This is a genomic window from Flavonifractor sp. An10 (genome assembly GCF_002161215.1).
GTDB lineage: Bacteria > Bacillota > Clostridia > Oscillospirales > Oscillospiraceae > Flavonifractor > Flavonifractor avistercoris.
In genome coordinates this window covers 133,367-155,096 of record NZ_NFMB01000004.1, presented here as the reverse complement: position 1 = coordinate 155,096, position 21,730 = coordinate 133,367, and the positions used below count along the sequence as shown (strand labels likewise).

Below are 21,730 nucleotides of genomic sequence, written 5' to 3'. Positions count from 1 at the left end.
TTCACGCCTCGCTTTCACAAAAATCAAATTCCATGCTCATCTGTCCACCGCAGAGCATCATCCGCAGGAGGTCCTTCCCCTGGGGCGTGATAAGGGTCTGCTGGCGGAAATGCCCGTACTTCCAGAAGTCCTTCACCTGGAACAGCCCCTTATTGGAGGGCTTGGCGTAGGGCAGAAGGTATCCGGCCGGGCAGCGGTAGAGGAAGCCCTCCTCCATCAGGAAGCGGCAAAAGTCGCGCTCGCCCACGCCCAGCTCCTTGGCTGTGGCCCGGATATTGGTGCAGTTGCCGGGACGCACAAAGGCGTCGTAAAAATCCGCTTTCGGCCGCAGCCGCTCCACCTCCCCGGTAAGGCGGCGGTTCTTCTCATGCTCCGCCAGGAGCTGGTCCGCAAAGGAGAGCAGGATCTCCGGGTGCCTGGCCGCCTCCTCCAGCAGGGAGGGCGTCATGTAGCCCCCGGTCCTGCGGATCGTGGGAAGCACCTCATCGAACACCCATTTCTCAAACCGCTCCGCGCCGGGCAGCCGGCTATGAACGATCAGGCGGTAGACGTCGCCCTCCGGGAGGAAGGTCATTGTCTGGTCACCGCTTGCGGTGGGGATGGAACGTTTCGTTCCACCCCTCGCATGGTCACGGACAGCCTTTCGGGGATTGCTGTACCCCAGGGCCTTTGCCACATCCGAACCGCAGAACAGGTATTTCCCGTCCTCCTCGATCACGCGGATACTGCCAAATTCACTGTTTCTGAATATCTCCATGTTCATATTCACGCCTCCGTTTCCGCCGCGTGCTCCACCTCGCTGGGCTTGGTGGTAAGCAGCTTATAAAGCTCCGTGTCCTTTGGGAAGTCGTCCGCAAAGGGCAGGATCACATTGTTGAAGAACAGCAGCCCATGGCCCGGCTCGGAATTGGTCACATAGGCAAGCTGTTCCGCCGAAATGCCCAGCCGCTCCGCCAAAATCTTGCGGTCGCCGGCGGCCTGGTTGAGCATATAGATGAAATCGCTGTTTTCCAGGATGTTCTCGATCTCCGGGGAGGAGAGCAGGTCCTTGGGGTTCTGGGTCGCCCCGGTGGGCACCCCGCCCCATTTTCTAAACCGTTTCCAGATCTCCGCCGAATAGGCCGCCGTCTGCTCCTCCTTCAGCAGGAGGTGGAACTCGTCCACGAAATACCAGGTGGAGCGCCCAATGGCCCGGTTGATGGTGACGGTGTTCCACACCGCATCCTGGACAATGAGCATCCCCGGCTTTTTCAGGTTTTTGCCAAGGCCCTTGATGTCAAAGCAGACCAGCCGGTTGCGGATGTCCACCGTGGTGCGGTGGTTGAAGAAGTTGAGGGAGCCGTTCACATACAGATCCAGCGCCTGCGCCACACGGTCGGCCTCCGGGATGCCCTGCGCCAGCAGCGCCTCCATCAGGTCGCCCAGGATGGGCATATTCTCCGGCCGGGGGTCTGCGAAGTAGGGCTGGTAGATCTTCTGCACCGCCCGGTCGATGACCGTTTTCTCGATGGCCTCCAGCCCCGTCTTGCTCCCCATGATGAGCTCGCAGAAGGACAGGACAAAATCACTTTTCAGCGCCAGGGGGTTCTCCTCGTCTGAATAGTTGAGGTTGATGTCCAGGGGGTTCACATAGTCGGTGCTGGACGGGGACAGCCGGATGACCTGCCCGCCCAGCCGGCGCACCAGGGGCGAATACTCGTCCTCCGGGTCGCAGATGATGACATTATCTTTTGTGGTCAGGATGATGAAAGTGATCTCCCGCTTGCAGCTCATGGACTTGCCGCTGCCCGGCGTGCCGAACACCAGCCCGTTGGGGCTTCTGGACTGTTTGCGGTCCAGAAGGATCATGTTGTTACTCAAAGCGTTGAGGCCGTAGTACATGGCGTCCCCTCCCATAAACAGCTCCTGGGTGACGAAGGGGACGAACACCGCCAGCGCCGAAGTGGTGAGGCTCCGCTCGATTTTGATACGGTTGAGCCCCAGGGGAAGGCTGCTCATCAGTCCGTCCTCCTGCTGGAAGTCCAGCCGGGTGAGGAGGCAGTTGTAGGTCTGCGCCACGCTGGCCGCCTGGGACACGGCAATCTCCAGCTTCTGCTTGGTCTCCGCCATGTGCATGACCAGGAAGGTCAGATTGAACATTCGCTCATTCCTGCTTTGCAGGTCCTGGAGGATGGTCTTTGCCGCGCCGCCGTAGGTGGCAAGGTCGCTGGGGAGGATGTCCATGTCGTAGCCGCTGCGTACCGCCCGCTTCTGCTCCGCAATCTTCATGGCGTCCAGGTCGGTGATCTTGCGCTTGACCATCTTGATGGCCTCGTTCTGGTTGATGCCCCGGATGTGCATAGTTACCAGGATGTTGCCCTCGGTCTCCATAAACTCCGCCAAAATGCGGTCGTGGATCTCCGGGGCGGTGATCTGCAAAAAGCTCACCGCCCCGTACATCTCGCCAATGCGGAAGGTGCGGGTCTCCCCGAAGTGGAAGGAGGACGGGGCGATGAAGTCCTTGACCGAAAGGCCGCTGGGCGCCAGCCAGTCCCAATCGAAGGCGAACTTCCCGCCCTCCGGACGGCGGCCGTCTGCCGGGTGGAGGATGCCGTGAAGCAGCTCCAGCCGCTCTTTCCCGTCCAGCACATGGGCGGCGGCGCCCATGACCTTGAAGCGGTTGAGGGTGTCGGTCTCAATACGGGCGAACCGCGCCCGCGCCGCCGGAAGGTTCTCCGCCTCGATGGTCAGGGTCACATACTTGGTTTTCACATAGCCGTTGCTGCCCCGCTCATACTGGAAGCGCAGTATTCCGGCCGCGTCCTCCCGGACAGGGTCCAGGTCATCCCCCTGGGGACGGATGCCGAACAGGTCCTCCTCCGGCCCATGCTCCACATACCGGCTGCTGAGCGACACCTGCACCCCAATGGTGGGGTCGTAGCCGTTGTAGAAATCGCAGAGGTGTTCAAAAATATCCCGCTGGTCCTCCGGCGAAGCCAGACGGTAGTTGACGTCCTCGAAGGCGATGGTCTTGGAGAAGGTCCCGCCCTCCAGCCGGCACAGGCCGTCCGGGAACATATTACGGAAGGGGATGCTCTCCTGCACCGTATGGGCTTTCCCGTCCCCCTTGGCCTGCCGGACCACCGCCTCGATCTGCTTACGCTCGGCGCGGGTCAGCTTGCGCCTTGCCCCTGCCGGTTTTGCGGGTCTTGCCGTTTTTGCCTGCAATCGCTCTCACCTCCTGTTCCAATTCGTACTGCCGCACCAGGGCGGAGTACAGGTTGTTGGTCTGGTAGATCCGCGTCTTTGGGCGGATAAATTTGTTTTCAATGAGATGTCCCAGGAACACCTCCAGGGGCTGCCCGTTCTTCTCGTACATGGCGAACAGGAAGAAGGGAAGCATCACCAGGATCATGCACAGGGCCGCCGTGGTGGTGCCAAGTGCCCCCTTGGTCAAAAAGAAAAGCGGCACGCCGATAATTGCTGCCGCTCCGAAACAGATCACCTGCCGTTTGGTCAGCCCGAACAGGACCTTGCTCTGTACCTTGCTCAGGTCCTTCGGGATCGTTACATAGGCCAATCAATGCACCTCCTTTTTCATGGGAGCATAGTCCTTGAAATCTTTTACCGTGTGGAAAATCCGTTTGTTGTTCACCCACCGCTGAAGATGGCGGGTGATTTTTGGAGCGGTAGGGCGCTCATAGATCATCACATAGGGGTCATACCCCAAGGCCCGCAGGGTGTTCACCCGGTAGAGGTCCTGCTCATGGGTACTGCCGTAGTTGGTCAGTACATACACCCGCCGGTTCCGGTCGCTTCGGATGGCGGTATGCGCCACAAAGCGTTTGAAGTGCTCCGTCAGGTCCTCCTCCGGGTTGTCCCAGGCGAAATGCACCGCCTTGGTCCGCACCCTGTTCAGCAGGGCGATGTTGTCCGGGTTCGTCAGCCGGATGTCCAGCCCCTGGGTGAAGTCCACCAGCGCCCGGCTGGCGGCAAGCTGTTCCAGAAGCGCCTCATGATCCGGGCAGGCCAGCAGGTTGGGGTCCAGCAGTTTGATCTCATCCTCACCGCGCCAAAATTCAGAAAGGTCAGCGACTTTGACGCTCCTGCGTCCCTCCTTGCCGCTGACGATGCAAAATCCGCAGTTCCTCGGACAGCCCCGGCTCAAAAAGCCGTAGGCCGTTCCCAAAAACCGCGGATACAAAAAGTAGTCCGGCCGGATGTGCTCGATCTCATAGGGGAGGTCTTTTCCGCCCGGCCCGTAGCCGGTGCCGCCTTGGATGACCTTATCCGCGTTGTTCACCACGATGGTGTCCTTGGAGTAGGTGTCCGTGAACACCCGGCTCTTGTAAACCAGGTCATAGCGTCCCTTGGGGCTCCACCACTCCACCCGGTCGCCCCGCCTGGTATGGTACTCGGAGAGCTTCATCAGGCAGAGGTTGGGAAAGTTGTGGGAGTCCACGTCTATCAATCCTATTTTCAATCAGCCACCCCCCTTTAGTGCGCCCCGAACAGGGACTTTGCGAGGCTGCCGGTCTTAAAGAGGGTGAAGCACAGGAGCACCGTGTACCCCATGCACCCCCAGATGGCGCCGGAAATGTTGTCGCCGCTCAGGGAGATGCCCTCCACCAGCACCGCGTAGATGCCCACGCAGATCATAATGAGGAACGCCTGGAAGCCCAGGGCCAGCAGGGAGCGGAGATAGTTCTGCCCCGTGTTGCCCCATTCCCGGTTCACCATCGTGGCAAAGGGGATGGGACCTATCGAGGTCACCAAATACACCTCGATCATCCTGCCATAGATCACCAGGAAGATGCAGATGGAGAGGATCTGCGTACACAGCCCCACGAAGATGCTCTGGAACCACAGCCCCAGCAGGGCGCCGATGCTCCAGTCCGCGAGCTGGGTCTCCAGGTCGGCGGTCACGCTGGATATGTCGATGCCCGCGTCCGAGATGATGACGCCGGCGCTCTGGCTGACCACGTTCTGCGCCACATCGAACACCGCCATGACGATGTTCCAGGTGTTGGTGACGATGAGCACCGCGCAGAAGGTCTTGAAGATCCACTTGAAGAAGATCCAGGTGTCGAAGTCGTGGAGGTTGTTCTTTTCTACGATGAGCTGGATCAGCTCGTAGCACATGACAAAGGTGAGGACGATGCCGGCGATGGGGACGATCACGGTCTCCGAGAGGTTGCGGACCATGTTGAAAATGCCGCTGTTCCACGCGGAGGGCGTCATGCCCACCTCCCCGGCGATCTCGCCCACCTTGGTATTCAGGGTATCAAACATCCCGGTCAGGTTTGAAATGATACCGTCGATGAGCAGTTCCTGGAACCACTCCTGTATCGCGTCAAAGATCAACGGGGATCACCTCCTTTCCGGGAGGCCCCGTGTGCCGGGGCCTCCCGTGGGGTCTGCTGGCAGACATCAGGCGGAGAGCAGGCCGGACAGCAGGGGGATCAGGGTCAGGCCGATGAGGGCGACACCGCCGCCGGCCATGAGCTGCTTGATGCCCTGGCTTTTGGAGGCAGGGTTGTCCTGGCCGTAACCTTCCAGGAGGTTGATGCCGCCCCACACGCACAGGCCGCCGCCCAGGGCGATCACCAGAGTCTGCAATACGTCGATAGCATTAGTGAAAAAATCCATAAATCATATTTCCTTTCTTCGTTGTAGAATTGTTATTGAAGGTCCGCTGCTGTCAATTCGTACATCTCGAAAGGCTCATCCGGCTTTACAACAGCCGGTTTGCGTTTCATGTACCGTTCCATATCAAAGAGGTACTTCTTGTCGGCGTCGGCGGTGTATTTGTAATTTGGATGCTTGGTCAGGTCGTACTTGTCCGAGAGAAACGGGCGCACGCCCCGCAGCATGAAGATACACTTGCCTCCGTCCATTACTGCCAATTCGTCTTGTGTCATCAACTCCTTTCCCAATTTCTGATAGTTGAGGCCGTGGGAGACCTGGCTGCCCCGGTTCTCGGATTGATTGAAGCTGTCGATGGTCTCCTTGCCCAGCAGCTCCGAGATTTCTTTCAGGGTGGATTTCTCCTTGCCTCCCAAAAACAAGGTGCTGTCGCAGTTGCCAACAATGGTATCCGCGGCGTCCTTGTAGATGGTCTTTAACTGGCTTTGGGACTGCAAAATAATAGAAGCCGAGATTTCCCGGCTCCGGATGGTGGCGATCAGCTTGTCAAAGTTTGGTATCTGCCCGATGTTGGCGAACTCGTCCAGGAGGCACCGCACATGGACCGGCAGGCGGCCGCCGTAGAAGTCGTCCGCCTTGTCGCACAGAAGGTTGAAAAGCTGGGAGTACATGAGCGCCGCCACAAAATTGAAGGTGCTGTCCGTATCTGACAAAATCACGAACAGCGCCGATTTCCGGTCGCCCAGGGTGTCCAGCTCCAGCTCGTCCTCCGCCATGAGGTCCCGCAGCTCTTGGATGTCAAAGGGTGAGAGGCGGGCGCCGCAGCTAATCAGGATGGATTTCAGAGTTTTGCCCGCCGCCATCTTAAATTTGCGGTACTGCTTCACGGCGAAGTGGTCCGGGTGCTCCTTCTCCAGCTTGGCAAACAGCAGATCCACCGGGGACTGAAACTCCTCGTCATCCTCTCTGGCCTCCGATGCGTTGATAAGGTCCAGCAGGGTGATGAAGTTGCGCTCCTCCGGCTCCGCCTCATACCAGATGTAGCCGATGAGGGCAGAATAGTATAACCGCTCGGCCTTGACCCAAAAATCTTCGGAACTCTTTTCGCCCTCTCCCTTGGTGTTGAGAATGAGGGCGTTCACCAGTTTCAAAATGTCCTTTTCGCTACGGATATACGCAAGGGGATTGTATTTCATGGATTTTTTGAAATTGATGAGGTTCAGGCTTTTGATGCGGTATTGCCTGCGCTCCAGCAGAGCGCCAACCTCCTGTAAGATGGTGCCCTTCGGGTCCGTGACCACATACGAGGAATGGCATTGGAGCAGGTTGGGCTTAACGAAGAACCGCGTCTTGCCGCTACCGGAACCGCCGATGACCAGGATATTTTTGTTCCGGGCGTACTTGGGCTCCTTTGGGCGGCTTGACATGGTGATCCGCTCCGTTTGGGTGAGGAGAACATTTTGGGAGAAGTCCTTATCCACATAGGGAGCGATATCGGCCGGTGTGCCCCAACGGGCACTCCCGTACTCGATGCCGCGGCGGTATTTCTTGGCGTTTTTGCCCTTGGAGTAGACCGCCAGCCGGATCAGCACCGCGCCGGCGGCACCCGCGCACAGGTCCAGCAGATGGAAACTGGGCGCCAGACTTGTGAAGGCCGTTGAAAAGCCCTGCCCGATATGGAGCAGCTTCTCCGAGGCGTCAACCCCAGGAGCCAGCCGCACGCCCTGGCAGAGCTTGTCAAAGAGATACACAAAGACGAGATACGGAAGGTTGAGGATGAGCTGCTTTTTCAGCTTATCGGTCATCGTGCCACCTCCCGGTCCTTGGTCTTGACCTTCTCCCGTTCCCAGTGTTTGGTCTTGGACTGTTCCTGAGCCTGGGCCAGCCGCTCCCGGATGGTGGGGCGCTTCTCCCGATCCAGGGTCATGGCGGTGAACTCCTTGAAGGCCGGCTGGAGCTGGTCCTTATCCTTCGCCTTGAAAAACACATAGTAATGCGGGGGGGCCGTGGTGGGGTCCTTCTTCAGGGCATAGTCGATGTCATACTTTTTCGCCACCACGGAAAACGCCTTGATGTTCTGTTCGGTGATCTCGATGTTGGTCAGGGAGGCCCCATGCTGTTTGAGCTGGTGCAGGGTCTGCTTTCCCTGGTGGAGGGTGCGCTGGGAGGGCTTCTTCTGCATCTCCTCCAGCACCTTTTTCACGGCCTTTTGGAGCAGGTCCGCCGTCATCTTGCCGGCCTCCACCGAGAGGGATACCGTCCGCTGCGTGATTTCTTCCTGCACTCACATCACCTCCGTTCTCCGCTGCCGTACATATCGTGGCTCACCAGGGAAGTGTAGTAGCTGTCAATAGTGGCCGGAGCGTTATACAGGGCAGCCAGCAGATATTTCTTGATGTTCCGGACATAGGTGGTGTTCTCCCGCATACGGTCCAGCACATACTCGATATGGGAACTGTTCAGTTTCAGGAACCGGGATTTGACCACCTCCGCCGGATAGTCGTCTCCGGCAATGCGGATCATCTCTCGGTGGGAGCAGACCGTGTCCACCATGAGCTCCACCAGTTCATCCAGACGGTCACGGTCCAGGCGCTCATTCTGTACGAGGATGTCATACTCGATGTTCTCCAAAATCAATTCCCGATAGCTCTCTCGCTCCCGCATCCAATCCCGTCCGGCCCTATCCGAGCCCCTGGGGGTTTGGGGGCTTGATAGGATAGGATTTGATCCTTCCGTACTTGATAGATCTTTTTTTGATTTTTCTTTACTTGATCTATTAGTATTTAATTGTGCGGGGTTTCCCTGTTCAGGTTCTTCCAAGACAGGGGAAGCCTGTTCAGGATTATCCAAGACTGGATTTTCCCGTTCAGGTTTTTGCGGTTTTGGTTCCGGCGGTCTGGGCTGCTCCAGGATGGTGTACTCGATGGCGCCGAGCTGGCCGTTGGGGTTGCGGACCCGCTGGCGGATCACATAGCCGTGTTCCTCCAGCTCCCGCACCCCGGCGCAGATACTGTCAACGCCATCCTTGCAGATCCGGGCCAGCCCCTTGGTGGTATAGTCCCACTCCTCCGGCAGGGAGAGCATGAGGGAGAGAAGGCCCTTCGCTTTCAACGAGAGCGACTTGTCCCGCAGGTGATGGTTGGACATCACCGTGTAATCGCGGGTTTTCTCAATGCGGAATACCGCCATGTTGGATACCTCCTTCCGTTGATTTTGAAAAGTGTTCGTTTCGGCGGGTTTGCGCCCCCATATCGCCGCCCGGCCTCCCATGAGGGAAAGGATATAGGTGGCCTCGCTTGCGCCGCCCAAAGGCGAAAAAACAGGGGATTTCCCACCCTAAAACACACACTGGATTTTGGGGATAGAAAAAGGGGGTCTAATACAAGTTATTTGCTATCCGGCAAGCCCGGAAACTGTTGATATTACGGGATTTTTTGAAAAGTTCTGTATCGCCATTCGTACCAAACGCAACAAATCCGAACCTAACGCTGATTGGCGAGGGGTTCGGGTTTGTTGTTTTCTTTGACCGCTACGAGGCCATATACTTCCGCAACGGGGTACGGCGCAGGCCCACCTCCAAGCCGAGAGGCCCAAGGAAGAAAAAGGCGGTTTAACGAAAATGCGGACGCACCTTTTCTGGTGTGTCCGCATTTCTTTTATTGCTCTGTTGCCGTGGCCTTGCGCTTTATGGCTTGTTGCTCCTCCTGCCACGCCGCAAACTCCCGCTTGCCCTCCTCGCTCTCGAAATATGCTTGTATCTCCGGGAACAAGCTCCGGGCCAGGGCCTCCAGCTCGTGGTCGGGTATCCAGCACTTGTGCGCTCCCATACATCGCCGCACAGTTCCCTATATGATTTCCTTTTTCAGCGGTGCGCCCATGCGTGGGCGTTATATAAATATAGGGGCCTACACTTTAACTTCTACGTTTCTTCCTCACTGTTTCTTTCCTGTGCCTCCTCCTTTTTTCTAAGGTGCGGCCTGTGGGCCGTTATTCCAAGGTGGCTTATCTTAGCTTGCCCTTTTTACTCGTCGGTGAAATATGTCAAGGCTTCTTCTAATGTTCGTATTGTCTTGATCTGCACATACTCATTGCTGTAATCTGCTTCTATCTCTCTTGTCAGCGGCCCTTGATATAACTTCTCCGCCCGCTTCAATCCCTTTGAGCAATAATATAAATGGTCGTTCAGGTCTATCCTTGTTTCGTTCAATTCTTTTGTGATGTATTTTGTTATATATTTTGACACGGCTTCGCCGCTTCTTATTTTCGATATTGTGATGTAGCCAAATGCCTTTTCGTAGGCAGGCCAGTGATATATTTGATTTCCCCGTTTTAGTTCAATTAGTATTTGTAGTGGCAATCTCTCTTTTTCGCTGAACGCTTCCAAATGCTCTTCTGGCAGGCCCATCATTAGCCCGTGCATATGCCATGATATTTTGTCGTTATGTAGTTCCGGTATCAATAAGTACCTTATCGCTGTCTTGTTCAGCCTATTATAGTTCTTTAGAAATTCAGATAGTTTCTTTTGATAGACTTTCAAATTTCCCCTGTCGTGGTATTCTGGATTGAGTGTTAGAGTTACAAACCACTCCCAAGGATTGCAGAGCGCCAATTCAAATATTGTTGATTTCGTCCGGGAAAGGCTTTCAGCTAATTTTCGCTCATTCCCCGCCGTGTTCTTTTTCCCTTTCGTCCCATCTCCGTCTATCGCCTCATATCCCGCACGGCGTATCTGCTTATGGAGCGTTATCCGATAGTAGTCCTCCCGGTATTGCTTCAATGTCGCTATATCCCGCTGATAGACATCGCTTCCGCTCACATACAGTCCATTCAATAGGCACCACCTCCCCCCAGGTATCGATATATGTTATTTAGTCAAGTAGTCCCCTGCTCCGCAGGGGACGCCGGGGCGGACGGCTCCCGCTCCGCTTCGCCGCCGTCCTCGGCCTCCACAGCAATAGGGGGTACGGGAAAATAATATGCCTGTGTTTCCTCCTCGCCCACGATGAACCGTCCCTTGACCTCGGGCGGCAGTTCCGTGGCCCTCTCACTGTCCAGCACGATACGGGAGGCCGCTGGATCTGAAAAGTAGCCGCACACACGCCACAGGAGATTATTCTTGATTTGCCCGTCAAGCACGTCAGCAGATGGGCGGATAAAGCCCATAAGGATATGCACCCCCGCCGCTCGGGACAGGCGGGCCAGTGTACGGAGGTAGTGGTCTATCTCGGAATACATTTCTTTCTCGGCTTTGTCTTTCGGTTTCACGTCCAGCAATTCCGCCGCCTCGTCCACTACCAACAGCCAGGGGACAAACCGCTCCCGGCCCCGGGCGTTGTACTCCTCGATATTGCTGACCCCGGCCTCCTTGAACGCCGCAAGCCGGCCTTTGACCTCGATTGTCAGCCCCATGAGCAGTTGACGGGCTTCCTCCGCTTCGCTGATGATAAACGGGCCGTAGTCCTTTGCTAAATCCTGGTATTGCCGCTCTACGGTGGTATAATCCCCGCCCCCCTTGAAGTCAAGCACGCTTATATTCCAATGCTTCTTGATGGCCTGATGGATAATACAGCGGAGGAGGCCCGTCTTGCCGCTCCCGGTGGAGCCGCCGATCAGACCATGGGGCATGGCGGAAGCGTCCCACACCACTTTCCCGGTGTAGCTCTCCCCGATGGCGAACCGCGCGCTAGCTTCCATTAGATTATCCCTCCACTCGATATAGTGGGGGAGTTCTTCCTTGATAAAAGATACGCTCATTACTCTTTTATCCTTTCTGGATTGCTCCATTTTGTATAGTGGCATTTTATAAAAAATCTCGAAATCGCCCTTTAACTTCTCCCATTGGGTCGGGGGGACTGTGGAACGAAAACGGACAAGCACAAGATACTTGTTAACAATGTCTTGCCCCCAATAGACGGGGAGCCTCCCATCATATCCCCAGAACCTTAGCCGGGAAAAGAAATGAGCCAGTCTCCGCCGCCGCAACGGTTCCCCATAGTGGAGTACGACATATAGGACGGGCAGGGGGCACCACACCCAGCGCAGGAGGCCGTTTCCCAAACAGGCGGACAGGACGAACAGCGCCGCTATAACGGCCATGAAAACACTTGCACGCCGGCCAAGGTGCGGCTTGCATATTGCATTAACAAGGGAACCGCGCAAGACCTCGAAGTAAAACCGCATCAGTATCAACCTCCTGTCATTGGGGTTTGATGGGGGGCGGCGAGATTCGCCGCCCCGGTGGCTTATCCCTTAACAATTTGGGCCTTATTCGCACATGCGTTGGCCTGTACCTCCCACTGGCTCTTTCCCTTAATGGTGAATTCCAGGGCTTGAAAAACCATCTGGATAGGTGTACCGGCGTCCGCCGCTGCTTTGACTTGTTCTTGTGTCACCACTTTGCCATCATCCTGAATGGCAACTTCTATCTTATCGTAATTGTATAGTACAGTATACACACTCTCTTGAAATTCTGTTGGTTTTCCGTTCATATATCTGGTTCAGCGGCGATATTCGATGACTGGAAGTTCGGAGTGCTCAAAATAGACTCATTGTTTTTCGCCATATCTATTAGTGAATCTTTTAACTCCTATTTAAACGGAATTTACGAGGCTGAGAACGCAAATGTTTCTGAATTTATTAAAGCGGAGTGGAGAAACGAGAAAATACAGAAATTCAAAGATGTGTTGTTAGACGAAAACAGAGAGGAACAAACAAGGCAATATGCGTTTATTGATATATCTCTTATGACACCAGAAGTGATGGAAATAATCCAGCGCCAGAAGTTCCAAACGTAAATAAATAGGCCCTTGTAGCTTCTTACTGCAAGGGCTTTCCCTACATGAAGAAAGACGGCCAGGGAGCAAGCCTGACCGTCTTTCTTGTGTAATTTTCCGCAAACTTTGTGTTCCTTTTAGATGTAGCATGAAATCAATCTTTCAGTATTTATCAGCATAGGCCCGATAGAGGAACGTCACGATCTGGCCTCGTGTACAGGTTGCAGAGGGTGAGAATGTCGTTGCGCTTGTACCGGCGGTAATATCCTGCTCCATAGCCCACACGACCGGCTGTACCTCGCTGGGAACATCGGTAAAGGGATTGTCCCCCTCCGGCTCCGGCTGACCCGCCAGCTTCCACAGATAGGTCACAGTGGCATACCGGGTGCAGGGGGTATCGCCATTGAAAGTTGTTCCCGTCACCAAACCGTTTTCTTTGGCCCAAAGTGCGGCCTTATAGAAATAGTCGCTCTCCTGAATGTCGGTAAAGGTGCTTGCGGCGCTGGCCGGTTCGGGAGAACCTTTCGCCCTCCACAGGAACGTCAAAATCTGTGCTGTGGTGCAAGTGCTGTCGGGAGAAAACGTGGTTGCGCTGGTGCCGCTGGTTATTCCCTGCTCCACAGCCCACTCCACAGGGGAGGCATAGTAAGCTTCGGCGGGAACATCGGAGAAAACTCGGCCAGACGGCTCGGTGGGTACGGTGGGGGTATCCGCGCCGGTGACTGTCCCATTTTGCATTTTTAGTTGCCCATTGGCACGGGTGATGTACTTATGGTCGAAAGCCAAAGCTTCCGGCGTAATATCAAAATAGTAAAATCCGTTTGGCAGATCTGTATTGTAGTTTCCGTCCTCGTACTTGTTATTGGAATCCCATGTGGCATCCATGATGACCCAGCGCCCGTCAACCCACGCTTCGACATGGGCGTGATTGGAGCGAGCTGCGTTAATTTCATCCGCTCTCACGGAAAAAGAGCCGCCATTCGTACTAACGCCTAACGAGTAGGTCGTTGCTTTCATACAAGGAATCCCTTGCGCAAGGATAAGATCCCTGAGCAAATTGGCATAGCCTTCACACACAGAACGTTTGTTAACGAGAATATCTGCCGAATCATAAAAAGTGCTCTTGCCGCTGCGATAAGCATCGTAGTCATAGTAAATGTTCTCTGCTACCCATTTGTGGAGCAGAAAAATCTTAGCATAGTCGTCTGTTTCTCCACCGACGATCTGGTTTGACAGGGATTTGACGGAATCCGGGACTTTGCTGCTGTCTCGGAAATTGTCTGGGTCAACATAGGCCTGGACAAAGGAGAGGTTTTGGTCGAGTACAAGGGAGGGCATAATGCGGTATCCTCCGCTTGTCTTTTCAATAAATATTTTATCCCAAACGTAACTCCAGTATGAGCTTTCTCCGCTCTTTTGGGTATATATACTAATCGGTAGTGACCCACTATGGGACAAAGCGACGCGAACGGAGAACTCTTGCCCGCTGGCCGCATCAATATATTTGCGGCCTTGTTCCCCGCATCTGACCATAATCCCCGTTAAGCCATCCAGTTGGAGCTTCCCCCTGACGGTCAGCGAGTTCCCGGAAATAGACAACTCTACATAGTTATCATTATTGTATGAAGTGCGCAGATAGGTTTCGCTGTTCCTGAAATCCTGTGTGCTGTCGGCATACGCCACTGGTGGTGTCGCCAAGAAGGTTGCCAATAGGAGCAATACGGAGATTGCCTTTAGAAGTTTCCCTTTCATCCTTTTTCCCTCCCAAAGATATAATTTTTAGAGAGCAACACTTTTTACTTTGATGTTTCTTTTTGTTCTTCAGCTCCTTTTTCTGTCACTCTACAACAATATGGCTTTACTGGATAACGCTCCACTCTACCGCACCGGCGATTGACCGCCAATCACTGTCCCCGGTCATATCAATCAGCACACCGCTGTCTGTGGCGATTGTCCAGCCGTATTCATCCGCCTGATAGTAGTAGAGGTCGCCGCCAGAGCTGGTTTCCCTTGTCCCATGCTCAACAATTCCATCATAAAAGCCGCCTGTATATTCCTGTGGTGTCACCGAAATTTCAAGCCGGGCAACTCCTGAAGAAAGCTCGGTCGTACTTTCATTCAGTTTTGTGGCTTCTATTCCCTCGGGATAGGTAAAAGAGATACCCTCTATCTCGATTGTGTTGCCCTCGCTTTGTGGTTCTTCTTCGTTGCCTCCCTGTACAAAGAACGGAGAGGGACAACTGTACAGATATTCACCATCTTCCCCGTAAAATTCGATCTCAAGCAGATACATGGTGCCGTCAGCTTTCAAGGTGAAATCGTCCAGATCACCCTCCACATTCGGCTCGCCTCCATCATTAGGGCCAAGCGTGAAATAAGCCGGGTGTCCATAGCTGGCGGTCGGATATTCCCCGCCCTGGTCGCCAAATGCGATATTATGAATTTCTCCGTCTGCAAAGAGCCTGTGGTATGGGGAACCTTCCTACTCAGTCAAAAAGTACACCCCGTTCTCCTGCTCGTAGCCCACCAAATGGATATAGGTATAGCCTATCAGTTCAGAGGGTTCAACGGTACAGGTGCCTCCAAGCCCCACGTCCCAATACACCCAATTTTTAGTTCCCCCATCCGCAAAGGTAAATTCATCATTCCCGGTGTCTATCCAGCTGGACAGGGTAATGGTGCCGTAGATGGTTCCATCTTCATCATCTATGGTTATGACTTTCTCTGTCCCGTTGCCGTCCTCACCCTGGCTTGGGGTGGTGTCTGCTGGCTCCGGGGCGTTTTCCGTGGTGCTGGTGTCTGCTGGGTCTGTACTGGTGCCTCCTGTCTGGCTGCCTGTATCGCCGCAAGCGGCCAGTGTACAGGCCAATGCAAAAGACAGGGCAAATATAAGCGCCTTTTTCACTGTGTTCTCCTCCTGTGTGGCCGTGGGGCCTTTTCTCTCAACGGTGCCGCCCGCTGGGGGCGGGATTGCTCCCGGCCCCCTTTGGGCTTCCCGTCGAGATAAATAAAAGCGGTGCAGGATATGACTACCCTACACCGCCGAGGAACGCCACAGACCTATTTCACCAAAAACACGCCCTTGAAATGCCGGGTTGTTATCGGCATAATGGGTGTGGCGCAGAAACTCTGCTGTGTGGGAGGACGCTTCTCCTGCATAGGGACGTGGGGAGGTGCGAACTCTCCACGTCCTGCCTCTATTTATCTCGATGGAACAAGAATAGCACATTTTCCCACGGCAAGCAAGCCTGTTTTTGGCAAATAAGTATTTGCCGGAGAAATGATAATTGCGGGAGAAGCGGACGGGAGGACGGTTCCCCTTGCGGAGTATATTCAAAAAAATTCCTCTGTCAAGGGTGAAGTGAACTGATGTGGTATCAGCCCTTGACAGAGGAATTTTTTTGAATGTCATGTACTCAAGGGAACCGCCCCACCGAGCGGCGGCGACAGCCGCCCACGAATAAAGAAAGGTCGTGACCACATGAAAGGCGTGATTTATGCCCGTTACTCCTCCGACAACCAGCGAGAGGAGAGCATAGAGGGCCAGCTCCGGGAGTGCATGGAGTACGCAGAGCGCAACGGCATTACAATTTTCTCCCACTACATAGACCGGGCCTTGTCCGCCAAGACAGACCACCGCCCGGAGTTCCAGCGCATGATTAAGGACAGCCACAAACAGCTTTTTGACGTGGTAATCGTCTGGAAGCTGGACAGGTTCGCCCGCAACCGCTACGACAGCGCCCACTATAAGGCCATCCTCCGCAAGAACGGGGTCAAGGTCGTTTCCGCAAAGGGGGCCATAGCCGAGGACAGCACGGGCATTTTGCTGGAAAGTCTGCTGGAGGGCTACGCCGAGTTTTACTCCGCCGAGCTGTCCGAGAAAGTGATCCGGGGCCTCACCGACAACGCCCTAAAGACCCGGTACAACGGCGGCGGCCTCCCCGTGGGCTACACCATCGACCGGGAACAGCATTTCCAAATCGACCCCATCACCGCCCCGCTGGTGCTGGAGGCATTCACCCGCTACGACCAGGGGGCCACCATCAAGCAGTTGGTGGACTACCTCAACGAAAGGGGCTTGCGCTCACAGGTCAACCGCCCTATGCGGATTGACGTTGTGACCCGCATTCTCCACAACCGCCGCTATATCGGGGAATACCGCTACCGGGACATTGTGAAAGAGGACGCTATTCCCGCCATCGTCCCCAAAGACTTGTTTGACCGGGTGCAGGAGCGTCTGGCGAAGAATAAGAAAGCCCCGGCCCGGAAAAAGGCCAGGGACGAGGAATACTTGCTGACGACAAAGCTCTTTTGCGGCAAGTGCGGGGCCTCCATGATTGGGGAGAGCGGCACCAGCCACTCGGGGACTGTCCACCGCTATTACAAGTGTGCCACCGCCAAGAAGCGGAAAGGGTGCGACAAGAAATCTGTGAAGAAAGAGTGGATAGAGGAGCTTGTTGTCCGGGAAACCATGCGTATGGTGTACGATGATACCGTCATGGAGGCGCTGGCGGACAAGCTGGTGGACTTCCAGAGGCGGGAGAACACCGACATTCCCCTTTTGAAAAAACAGCTTGCGGAAACGGCGCAGGGCATTGAAAACCTGCTGAACGCCATCCAGCAGGGTATTTTGACCCCCTCCACAAAGGCGAGGCTGGAACAGTTGGAGGAAACAAAGGCCCAGCTTGAAACCAGTCTGACGCTGGCCGAGTTGCAAAAGCCCATTATCAGCCGGGAGCAGTTTCTTTTCTGGCTCCACCGCTTCCGCTCGATGGATATGTCCAAGCCCACGGAGCGGCAACGCCTGATCGACAGCTTTATCAATGCGATTTACCTCTATGACGATAAAATCGTCTTGACATTCAACTACAAAGACGGGTCTAAGACTGTTTCGCTCCAGGACGTGGAGGGTTCGGATTTAGGTGCGGCTACTGCACCAAAAAAATAACCACACCGAAAGGTGTGGTTATTTTTATGGGTACCGCAGGAGATTTTACATGCTCGGCGCAAATGCGCCGCCGGCCAGAGGGTCTAGGCTTCCGGCGGTCATAGAGCTGCTCCACCCTTCGGGATGAAAATGCTCAGTTAAACAAGATTGTCCCACCCAACCACCAGGGTTCTGACTGTGGCAAAATGCACGCCTGACACAAAAGCATCTCCGTACATGAGGCGGAACACCCCTGCATGGTAGCCTCATGTAATTGGCCTTCTGTCATTCAGAGTTTTTAGAAGAATTCTACCAGATGTCTACCAATTCAATCCCGCAACCCATTGGCGCGCAGCGGCTTTCCGCTGCGCGCCCTTTCTTTTGCCGTCTTGCGTCTACCATATGTCTACCATGGGAACATTTAAGCTGCAAATCAAGCCAAAAACACCCGCATACTGCAGGATTTCCTCACTTCTAATCGCGTGTAAGGGTCGTCATACGCCTCTGATTTCCCTATTTTACCGGATATTGGTGGAATATGGCAATCCAAGCTTCAAATTTTAGAAGGAGGAAAATCCAAGATGAGAAACCTCAAACGGGCTCTCAGCCTGGTGCTGGCCGCTGCCATGCTCATCGGCATGATGGTTGTCGGCGCTTCCGCTGTGAGCTACAACGATTTCTCCGACCGGGAAGAGATCGTGAACAAGGATGCGGTTTCCATGCTCACCACGCTGGGCATTATTGAGGGCCAGCCCGACGGCTCTTACAATCCCACTGGCGACGTGGACCGCGCGCAGATGGCGAAGATGATCTCTGTCGCCCTCACCAACAACGAGGACTGTGACACTCTGTATCAGAATGTCAACAGCGGCCTCACCGACATCGCAGCCAACTGGGCCCGCGGCTACATCAACTACTGCTATGTGCGCGGCATCATTGCCGGCCGCGGCGACAACACCTTTGACCCCAGCGCCAATGTGACCGGCGTTGAGGCCGCCAAGATGCTGCTGGCCGCCCTGGGCTACAACGCTGAGATCGAGGGCCTGGTTGGCCCCGACTGGGCGCTGAACACCGCCGCCCTGGCGCAGCAGCTGGGCATCTTCCGCAACTTCACCAAGGACGTGAACGCCCCCCTGAACCGGGACGACGCCGCCCTGCTGATCTACAACGCCCTGGACGTTGAGATGATCCAGCAGTACCAGAACGGCTACGCCCTGGTGTACAGCGACCACCGCACCATCCTGTCCTCCGTGTTCGGCGTGATCCGCGTCGAGGGCGTTGTCACCGCCAACGAGTGGGCCCGCCTGGAGGAGACCGACTCCGACCAGGCTCTGCGCGAGGGCAAGACCACCCTGTCCAACGTGGTGTGGTATGACTCCACCACCTCCAACACCCGCGTGGAGGAGGGCGTGAAGGAGGATGAACCCATCACCTTCAACTGGAGCACTCCCGTGGACTACATGGGCAAGGCCGTGACCATGTACGTGGAGAAGACCACCATTCTTGCCAATTCCAAGGTCATCGGCGTGGCTACAAATGACGAGATGAACGTCATCAACACCACCGTAGAGACCGAGGATACCGCAAAGGATTACCTGAAGGGTACCGGCGTATCTGTCTCCGCTACCGAGACTGATTACTACGTCAACTACGGCTACTGCGAGAACGGTGAGGCCGCTGTTGAGATGATCAACGAGTACGCTAACGCGTTCCATGGTACCAACAATGCCAAGTTTGGCCTGAACGGCATTGAGGTGGAGGTCATCGACAATAACGATGACGGCACCGCCGAGTATGTGCTGTACACAGTTGAGACTCTGTCTCAGGTCTACCGCTACAGCGAGCGCAACGAGGAGCTCACCTTCTATGTGCCCGACCGCACCAACGGCCGTCTGGATCTGACCGCTTCTCCCGTCACCCGCGACTTCGACGATGTGGTATTTGCCGATGATGTGGCCGACAACGACCTGATCCTGTACGTGGAGTACGGCGGCCGGACCTATGTGTCCCTGCCTGAGATCATCACCGGTACCATGACCCGTGTGGACCGTGACCGTGACGACCAGCTCTACATCACTGTCAACGACGAGACTTACTATCAGTCCTACATCCCCGATGCCGCCTCCATGGTGGACGTGGACATGGAGCACTTTGACATTGATGACGCCCGCGACATTCCCGGCTTCGACACCGAGTACGACTTCATCCTGGACTCCAATGGATTTGTGGTGGCCGTTCGTCCTGCTGAGGAGGTCGAGGTCAACTACGCCCTGGTTCTGGACTCCGCCTGGACTCAGAACGCCCTGGACCGCTCCGGTCAGGTAAAGATCCTCAAGGCCGACGGCACTGAGAATACCTACACTCTGAACTGGAACAAGTCCGACGATGCCTTTGCTGAGGTGACTGACATCCGTGGCGACGACGTGGATGGCATGAGCGACTCTGCGAAGCTGGAGTACTACCTGGGTACCCGCGACGTTATGGACGGTAGCGGCCGTACCGGCGGCGCCACCGGCTCTGTGATCACCTACTCCCTGACTGAGGACAACATCCTTACCATCAAAAGTGTTCTTCAGGGCAACAGCCTGGAGCTGGATGCCGACGGCTACAGCAATGTGGCCGGTGAGAATGGCCTGGAGATCCAGGACATCAACACTACTTCCACCGCCGGCGTGTCCGACAATGGTGTGGTGATCTACCTGGATACCACGGCTGGTAACTACACTGACTCCTGCAACCTGCAGTATGAGATCAACGGCTATACCACCGGAAGCAGCCGCTTGACTGTGGACTACAACGACACGGACAGCTACACCTACAATGGCAACACCAAGACCTACGCCGTGGACCGCAACACTGTTGCCTTCTACTACTGGACCGAGCGCGTCAACGGTAAGGATACCGTGAAGTACGGCGTGGCCACTGGCTGGGACAACATGAGCACTATTGAGAACGTCACCGACGTGCAGGTCTACCCCGTGCTGACCAAGGAGGCCAACCGCACCTACAGCGCTTCCGATCTGGCCGAGGTCATCCTGTTTGAGGCCGAGCCTCAGACCACTACCGCCAACTATATGCTGGTGCTGGACGCCAACGCCAAGACCAAGGATCTGTGGGAACTGACTGTGGTCTTTGAGGATGGCACTGTGTCCGCTGTCAATGTGGACGAAGACGACCTGGGCGACTTCGATCCCGACAACAACAGCCACTTCATGAAGGCCTGGACCTACAGTGAGAAGGCCGACGGCAACTACTCCATCGGCGACATGGGCGAGTCTAAGGCTGGTTCCGCCTACCTGCTGAAGCGGGATACCATCGACTTCGATACCGGTACCACCGATGTCATCACCCACCAGTATTGGTCTCTGCCCAGCGGCGTGAGCATCTGGGATGTGTCCGATGTGGAGCGTTCCGATGATACCGCTGCTCTGGGCTCCTTCACCAACGTCCGCGTCTACACCGTGTTTGTGCCCGACGATGGCGACAGCGTCCGCACCGCCTGGATCTGGGCCAAGCCCGGCACCTCTCCCGCTCCCACTCTGAGCGACGAGATTCAGGTGTTCCGCGCCAATGCCGGCCGCTACAACGATGCGACCTTCTACATCGAGGACGGCACCCTGCTCACCACTGACGACATGTTCAACGCCCTGCTGGCCAAGATGAAGGACGACGGCTGCACCGACATTGAGGTCACCGCCTGGACCGATATGGCCATCCGCTACACCGATCCCGACGGCATCTCCCGCTTCCTCATGGTTGACTACACCGGGAGCGGCGCCGCTACCAGCATGGATCTGATTCAGGTCTACAAGCTGACCGCCGACGGCAAGGTGTCCTACCATCCGGCTGGCGCGCTCGCCGCTGCGGATCAGGTCGGTACCGCTAACACCTACTATACTGTCGACAACGGTGTAAACTATACCAGGGGCAAGTTCGTCAAAATGCCCGCCCACGACGTCGTCGTTTCCACCGGCTACTATCGTTTCGTGCTGGAGGCTTCCGCCTTCACCAATCCGGCTACCGATATCAAGGTTGAGCTGGAGGACGGCACCTCTGTCCCCGTCGGCCCGGACTACATCTTCGCCAAGCCCGGCGCCACCCTCACCGTGAAGGTCTACGGCAGCTTCGATCTGAGCGGCACCTCCGCCACCTTTACCATGGACGACAATGCGTCCAGTAGTCCCGACAGCACTATGACTGCCAAGCTGCTCTATCATGTGGAGGATGAGGATAACAACGATCCCGCCGGCGTCACCACTACTGTGGGCACTGACACCATCACCTTCACCGGCACGAACGGCGACACCGTCCTCGACTTCGAGGCCACCTTCACCTGGACCATGGGTGACAGCGGCGTGAAGCCTGAGCTGACCATCTCCAATGTTACTGACGTTGCTCCCTGATT

The 21,730-nt window shown here is 55.6% G+C and carries 19 protein-coding genes; 3 read left to right on the top strand and 16 right to left on the bottom strand.

Annotation, left to right across the window (positions count from 1 at the left end):
• Position 1: 1 nt before the first annotated feature.
• From B5E42_RS08265 to B5E42_RS18815, 13 genes are all read right to left on the bottom strand, one after another.
• Entirely contained in the window at positions 2–763 is a 762-nt protein-coding gene (locus B5E42_RS08265) for a phage antirepressor KilAC domain-containing protein (RefSeq protein ID WP_087235118.1), read from the bottom strand.
• Between the two features lie 2 nt (positions 764–765).
• Positions 766–3,207 (bottom strand): conjugal transfer protein TraE, encoded by a 2,442-nt coding sequence (locus tag B5E42_RS08260; RefSeq protein ID WP_087238556.1) that lies wholly within the window; start codon positions 3,205–3,207, stop codon positions 766–768.
• Positions 3,137–3,559, bottom strand: a complete 423-nt coding sequence (locus tag B5E42_RS08255) for a PrgI family protein (RefSeq protein ID WP_087238554.1) — start codon at positions 3,557–3,559, stop codon at positions 3,137–3,139. Before B5E42_RS08255 ends, B5E42_RS08260 begins: the two co-directional genes overlap by 71 nt.
• Positions 3,560–4,462 carry a radical SAM protein gene (locus B5E42_RS08250; RefSeq protein WP_162613937.1) on the bottom strand — a complete coding sequence of 301 codons (903 nt, stop codon included), beginning with the start codon at positions 4,460–4,462 and terminating at the stop codon, positions 3,560–3,562. It abuts the gene before it with no gap.
• A gap of 14 nt (positions 4,463–4,476) precedes the next feature.
• Positions 4,477–5,343, bottom strand: coding sequence for a CD0415/CD1112 family protein (locus B5E42_RS08245; protein ID WP_087238551.1), 867 nt, complete (start codon positions 5,341–5,343; stop codon positions 4,477–4,479).
• A 66-nt stretch (positions 5,344–5,409) separates the two neighbouring features.
• Positions 5,410–5,628, bottom strand: coding sequence for a Maff2 family protein (locus B5E42_RS08240; RefSeq protein WP_003510921.1), 219 nt, complete (start codon positions 5,626–5,628; stop codon positions 5,410–5,412).
• Between the two features lie 32 nt (positions 5,629–5,660).
• The gene (locus B5E42_RS08235; protein ID WP_087238549.1) at positions 5,661–7,430 is read right to left on the bottom strand and encodes a type IV secretory system conjugative DNA transfer family protein; all 1,770 of its coding nucleotides are present in this window, start codon (positions 7,428–7,430) and stop codon (positions 5,661–5,663) included.
• Entirely contained in the window at positions 7,427–7,909 is a 483-nt protein-coding gene (locus tag B5E42_RS08230; protein WP_087238547.1) for a PcfB family protein, read from the bottom strand. The genes B5E42_RS08235 and B5E42_RS08230 overlap by 4 nt, the downstream gene beginning before the upstream one ends.
• Positions 7,910–7,914: 5 nt before the next feature.
• The gene (locus B5E42_RS08225; RefSeq protein ID WP_087238545.1) at positions 7,915–8,814 is read right to left on the bottom strand and encodes a DUF6017 domain-containing protein; all 900 of its coding nucleotides are present in this window, start codon (positions 8,812–8,814) and stop codon (positions 7,915–7,917) included.
• Positions 8,815–9,281: 467 nt separating this feature from the next.
• Positions 9,282–9,452, bottom strand: coding sequence for a hypothetical protein (locus tag B5E42_RS19320; protein WP_204244392.1), 171 nt, complete (start codon positions 9,450–9,452; stop codon positions 9,282–9,284).
• Positions 9,453–9,646: 194 nt separating this feature from the next.
• On the bottom strand, positions 9,647–10,456 hold the full coding sequence (locus B5E42_RS08220) for a hypothetical protein (RefSeq protein WP_087238543.1): 810 nt from the start codon (positions 10,454–10,456) through the stop codon (positions 9,647–9,649).
• Positions 10,457–10,497: 41 nt separating this feature from the next.
• Positions 10,498–11,319: an FtsK/SpoIIIE domain-containing protein gene (locus B5E42_RS19145; protein WP_162613936.1), complete on the bottom strand. Its 822-nt coding sequence runs from the start codon at positions 11,317–11,319 to the stop codon at positions 10,498–10,500.
• Between the two features lie 548 nt (positions 11,320–11,867).
• Positions 11,868–12,113 carry a hypothetical protein gene (locus tag B5E42_RS18815; protein WP_141242493.1) on the bottom strand — a complete coding sequence of 82 codons (246 nt, stop codon included), beginning with the start codon at positions 12,111–12,113 and terminating at the stop codon, positions 11,868–11,870.
• 42 nt (positions 12,114–12,155) lie between these two features.
• On the opposite strand from B5E42_RS18815, the gene B5E42_RS08210 reads away from it, so the two are divergent.
• A complete protein-coding gene (locus tag B5E42_RS08210; RefSeq protein WP_087238539.1) occupies positions 12,156–12,419 on the top strand; it encodes a hypothetical protein in 264 nt (87 codons plus the stop codon).
• Between the two features lie 141 nt (positions 12,420–12,560).
• Here B5E42_RS08210 and B5E42_RS08205 read toward each other — a convergent pair whose 3' ends face one another.
• From B5E42_RS08205 to B5E42_RS08195, 3 genes are all read right to left on the bottom strand, one after another.
• Entirely contained in the window at positions 12,561–14,150 is a 1,590-nt protein-coding gene (locus tag B5E42_RS08205) for an S-layer homology domain-containing protein (RefSeq protein ID WP_087238537.1), read from the bottom strand.
• Positions 14,151–14,256: 106 nt separating this feature from the next.
• Complete coding sequence (locus B5E42_RS08200) at positions 14,257–14,736, bottom strand: hypothetical protein (protein ID WP_087238535.1); 480 nt, start codon at positions 14,734–14,736, stop codon at positions 14,257–14,259.
• Between the two features lie 144 nt (positions 14,737–14,880).
• On the bottom strand, positions 14,881–15,303 hold the full coding sequence (locus tag B5E42_RS08195) for a hypothetical protein (RefSeq protein ID WP_087238533.1): 423 nt from the start codon (positions 15,301–15,303) through the stop codon (positions 14,881–14,883).
• Between the two features lie 576 nt (positions 15,304–15,879).
• On the opposite strand from B5E42_RS08195, the gene B5E42_RS08190 reads away from it, so the two are divergent.
• Both B5E42_RS08190 and B5E42_RS08185 read left to right on the top strand, forming a co-directional pair.
• Entirely contained in the window at positions 15,880–17,346 is a 1,467-nt protein-coding gene (locus B5E42_RS08190; RefSeq protein ID WP_087238532.1) for a recombinase family protein, read from the top strand.
• Positions 17,347–17,906: 560 nt separating this feature from the next.
• Positions 17,907–21,728 (top strand): S-layer homology domain-containing protein, encoded by a 3,822-nt coding sequence (locus B5E42_RS08185; protein ID WP_087238530.1) that lies wholly within the window; start codon positions 17,907–17,909, stop codon positions 21,726–21,728.
• The last annotated feature ends 2 nt before the right edge of the window (positions 21,729–21,730 follow it).

What these genes read in the sequence shown, in the direction of transcription:
- B5E42_RS08235 (WP_087238549.1), bottom strand. Translation starts at nt 7,430, where the DNA reads ATGACCGATAAGCTGAAAAAGCAGCTCATCCTCAACCTTCCGTATCTC.
- B5E42_RS08185 (WP_087238530.1), top strand. Translation starts at nt 17,907, where the DNA reads ATGAGAAACCTCAAACGGGCTCTCAGCCTGGTGCTGGCCGCTGCCATG.
- B5E42_RS19320 (WP_204244392.1), bottom strand. Translation starts at nt 9,452, where the DNA reads ATGGGAGCGCACAAGTGCTGGATACCCGACCACGAGCTGGAGGCCCTG.
- B5E42_RS08190 (WP_087238532.1), top strand. Translation starts at nt 15,880, where the DNA reads ATGAAAGGCGTGATTTATGCCCGTTACTCCTCCGACAACCAGCGAGAG.
- B5E42_RS18815 (WP_141242493.1), bottom strand. Translation starts at nt 12,113, where the DNA reads ATGAACGGAAAACCAACAGAATTTCAAGAGAGTGTGTATACTGTACTA.
- B5E42_RS08240 (WP_003510921.1), bottom strand. Translation starts at nt 5,628, where the DNA reads ATGGATTTTTTCACTAATGCTATCGACGTATTGCAGACTCTGGTGATC.
- B5E42_RS19145 (WP_162613936.1), bottom strand. Translation starts at nt 11,319, where the DNA reads ATGGAAGCTAGCGCGCGGTTCGCCATCGGGGAGAGCTACACCGGGAAA.
- B5E42_RS08205 (WP_087238537.1), bottom strand. Translation starts at nt 14,150, where the DNA reads ATGAAAGGGAAACTTCTAAAGGCAATCTCCGTATTGCTCCTATTGGCA.
- B5E42_RS08265 (WP_087235118.1), bottom strand. Translation starts at nt 763, where the DNA reads ATGAACATGGAGATATTCAGAAACAGTGAATTTGGCAGTATCCGCGTG.
- B5E42_RS08225 (WP_087238545.1), bottom strand. Translation starts at nt 8,814, where the DNA reads ATGGCGGTATTCCGCATTGAGAAAACCCGCGATTACACGGTGATGTCC.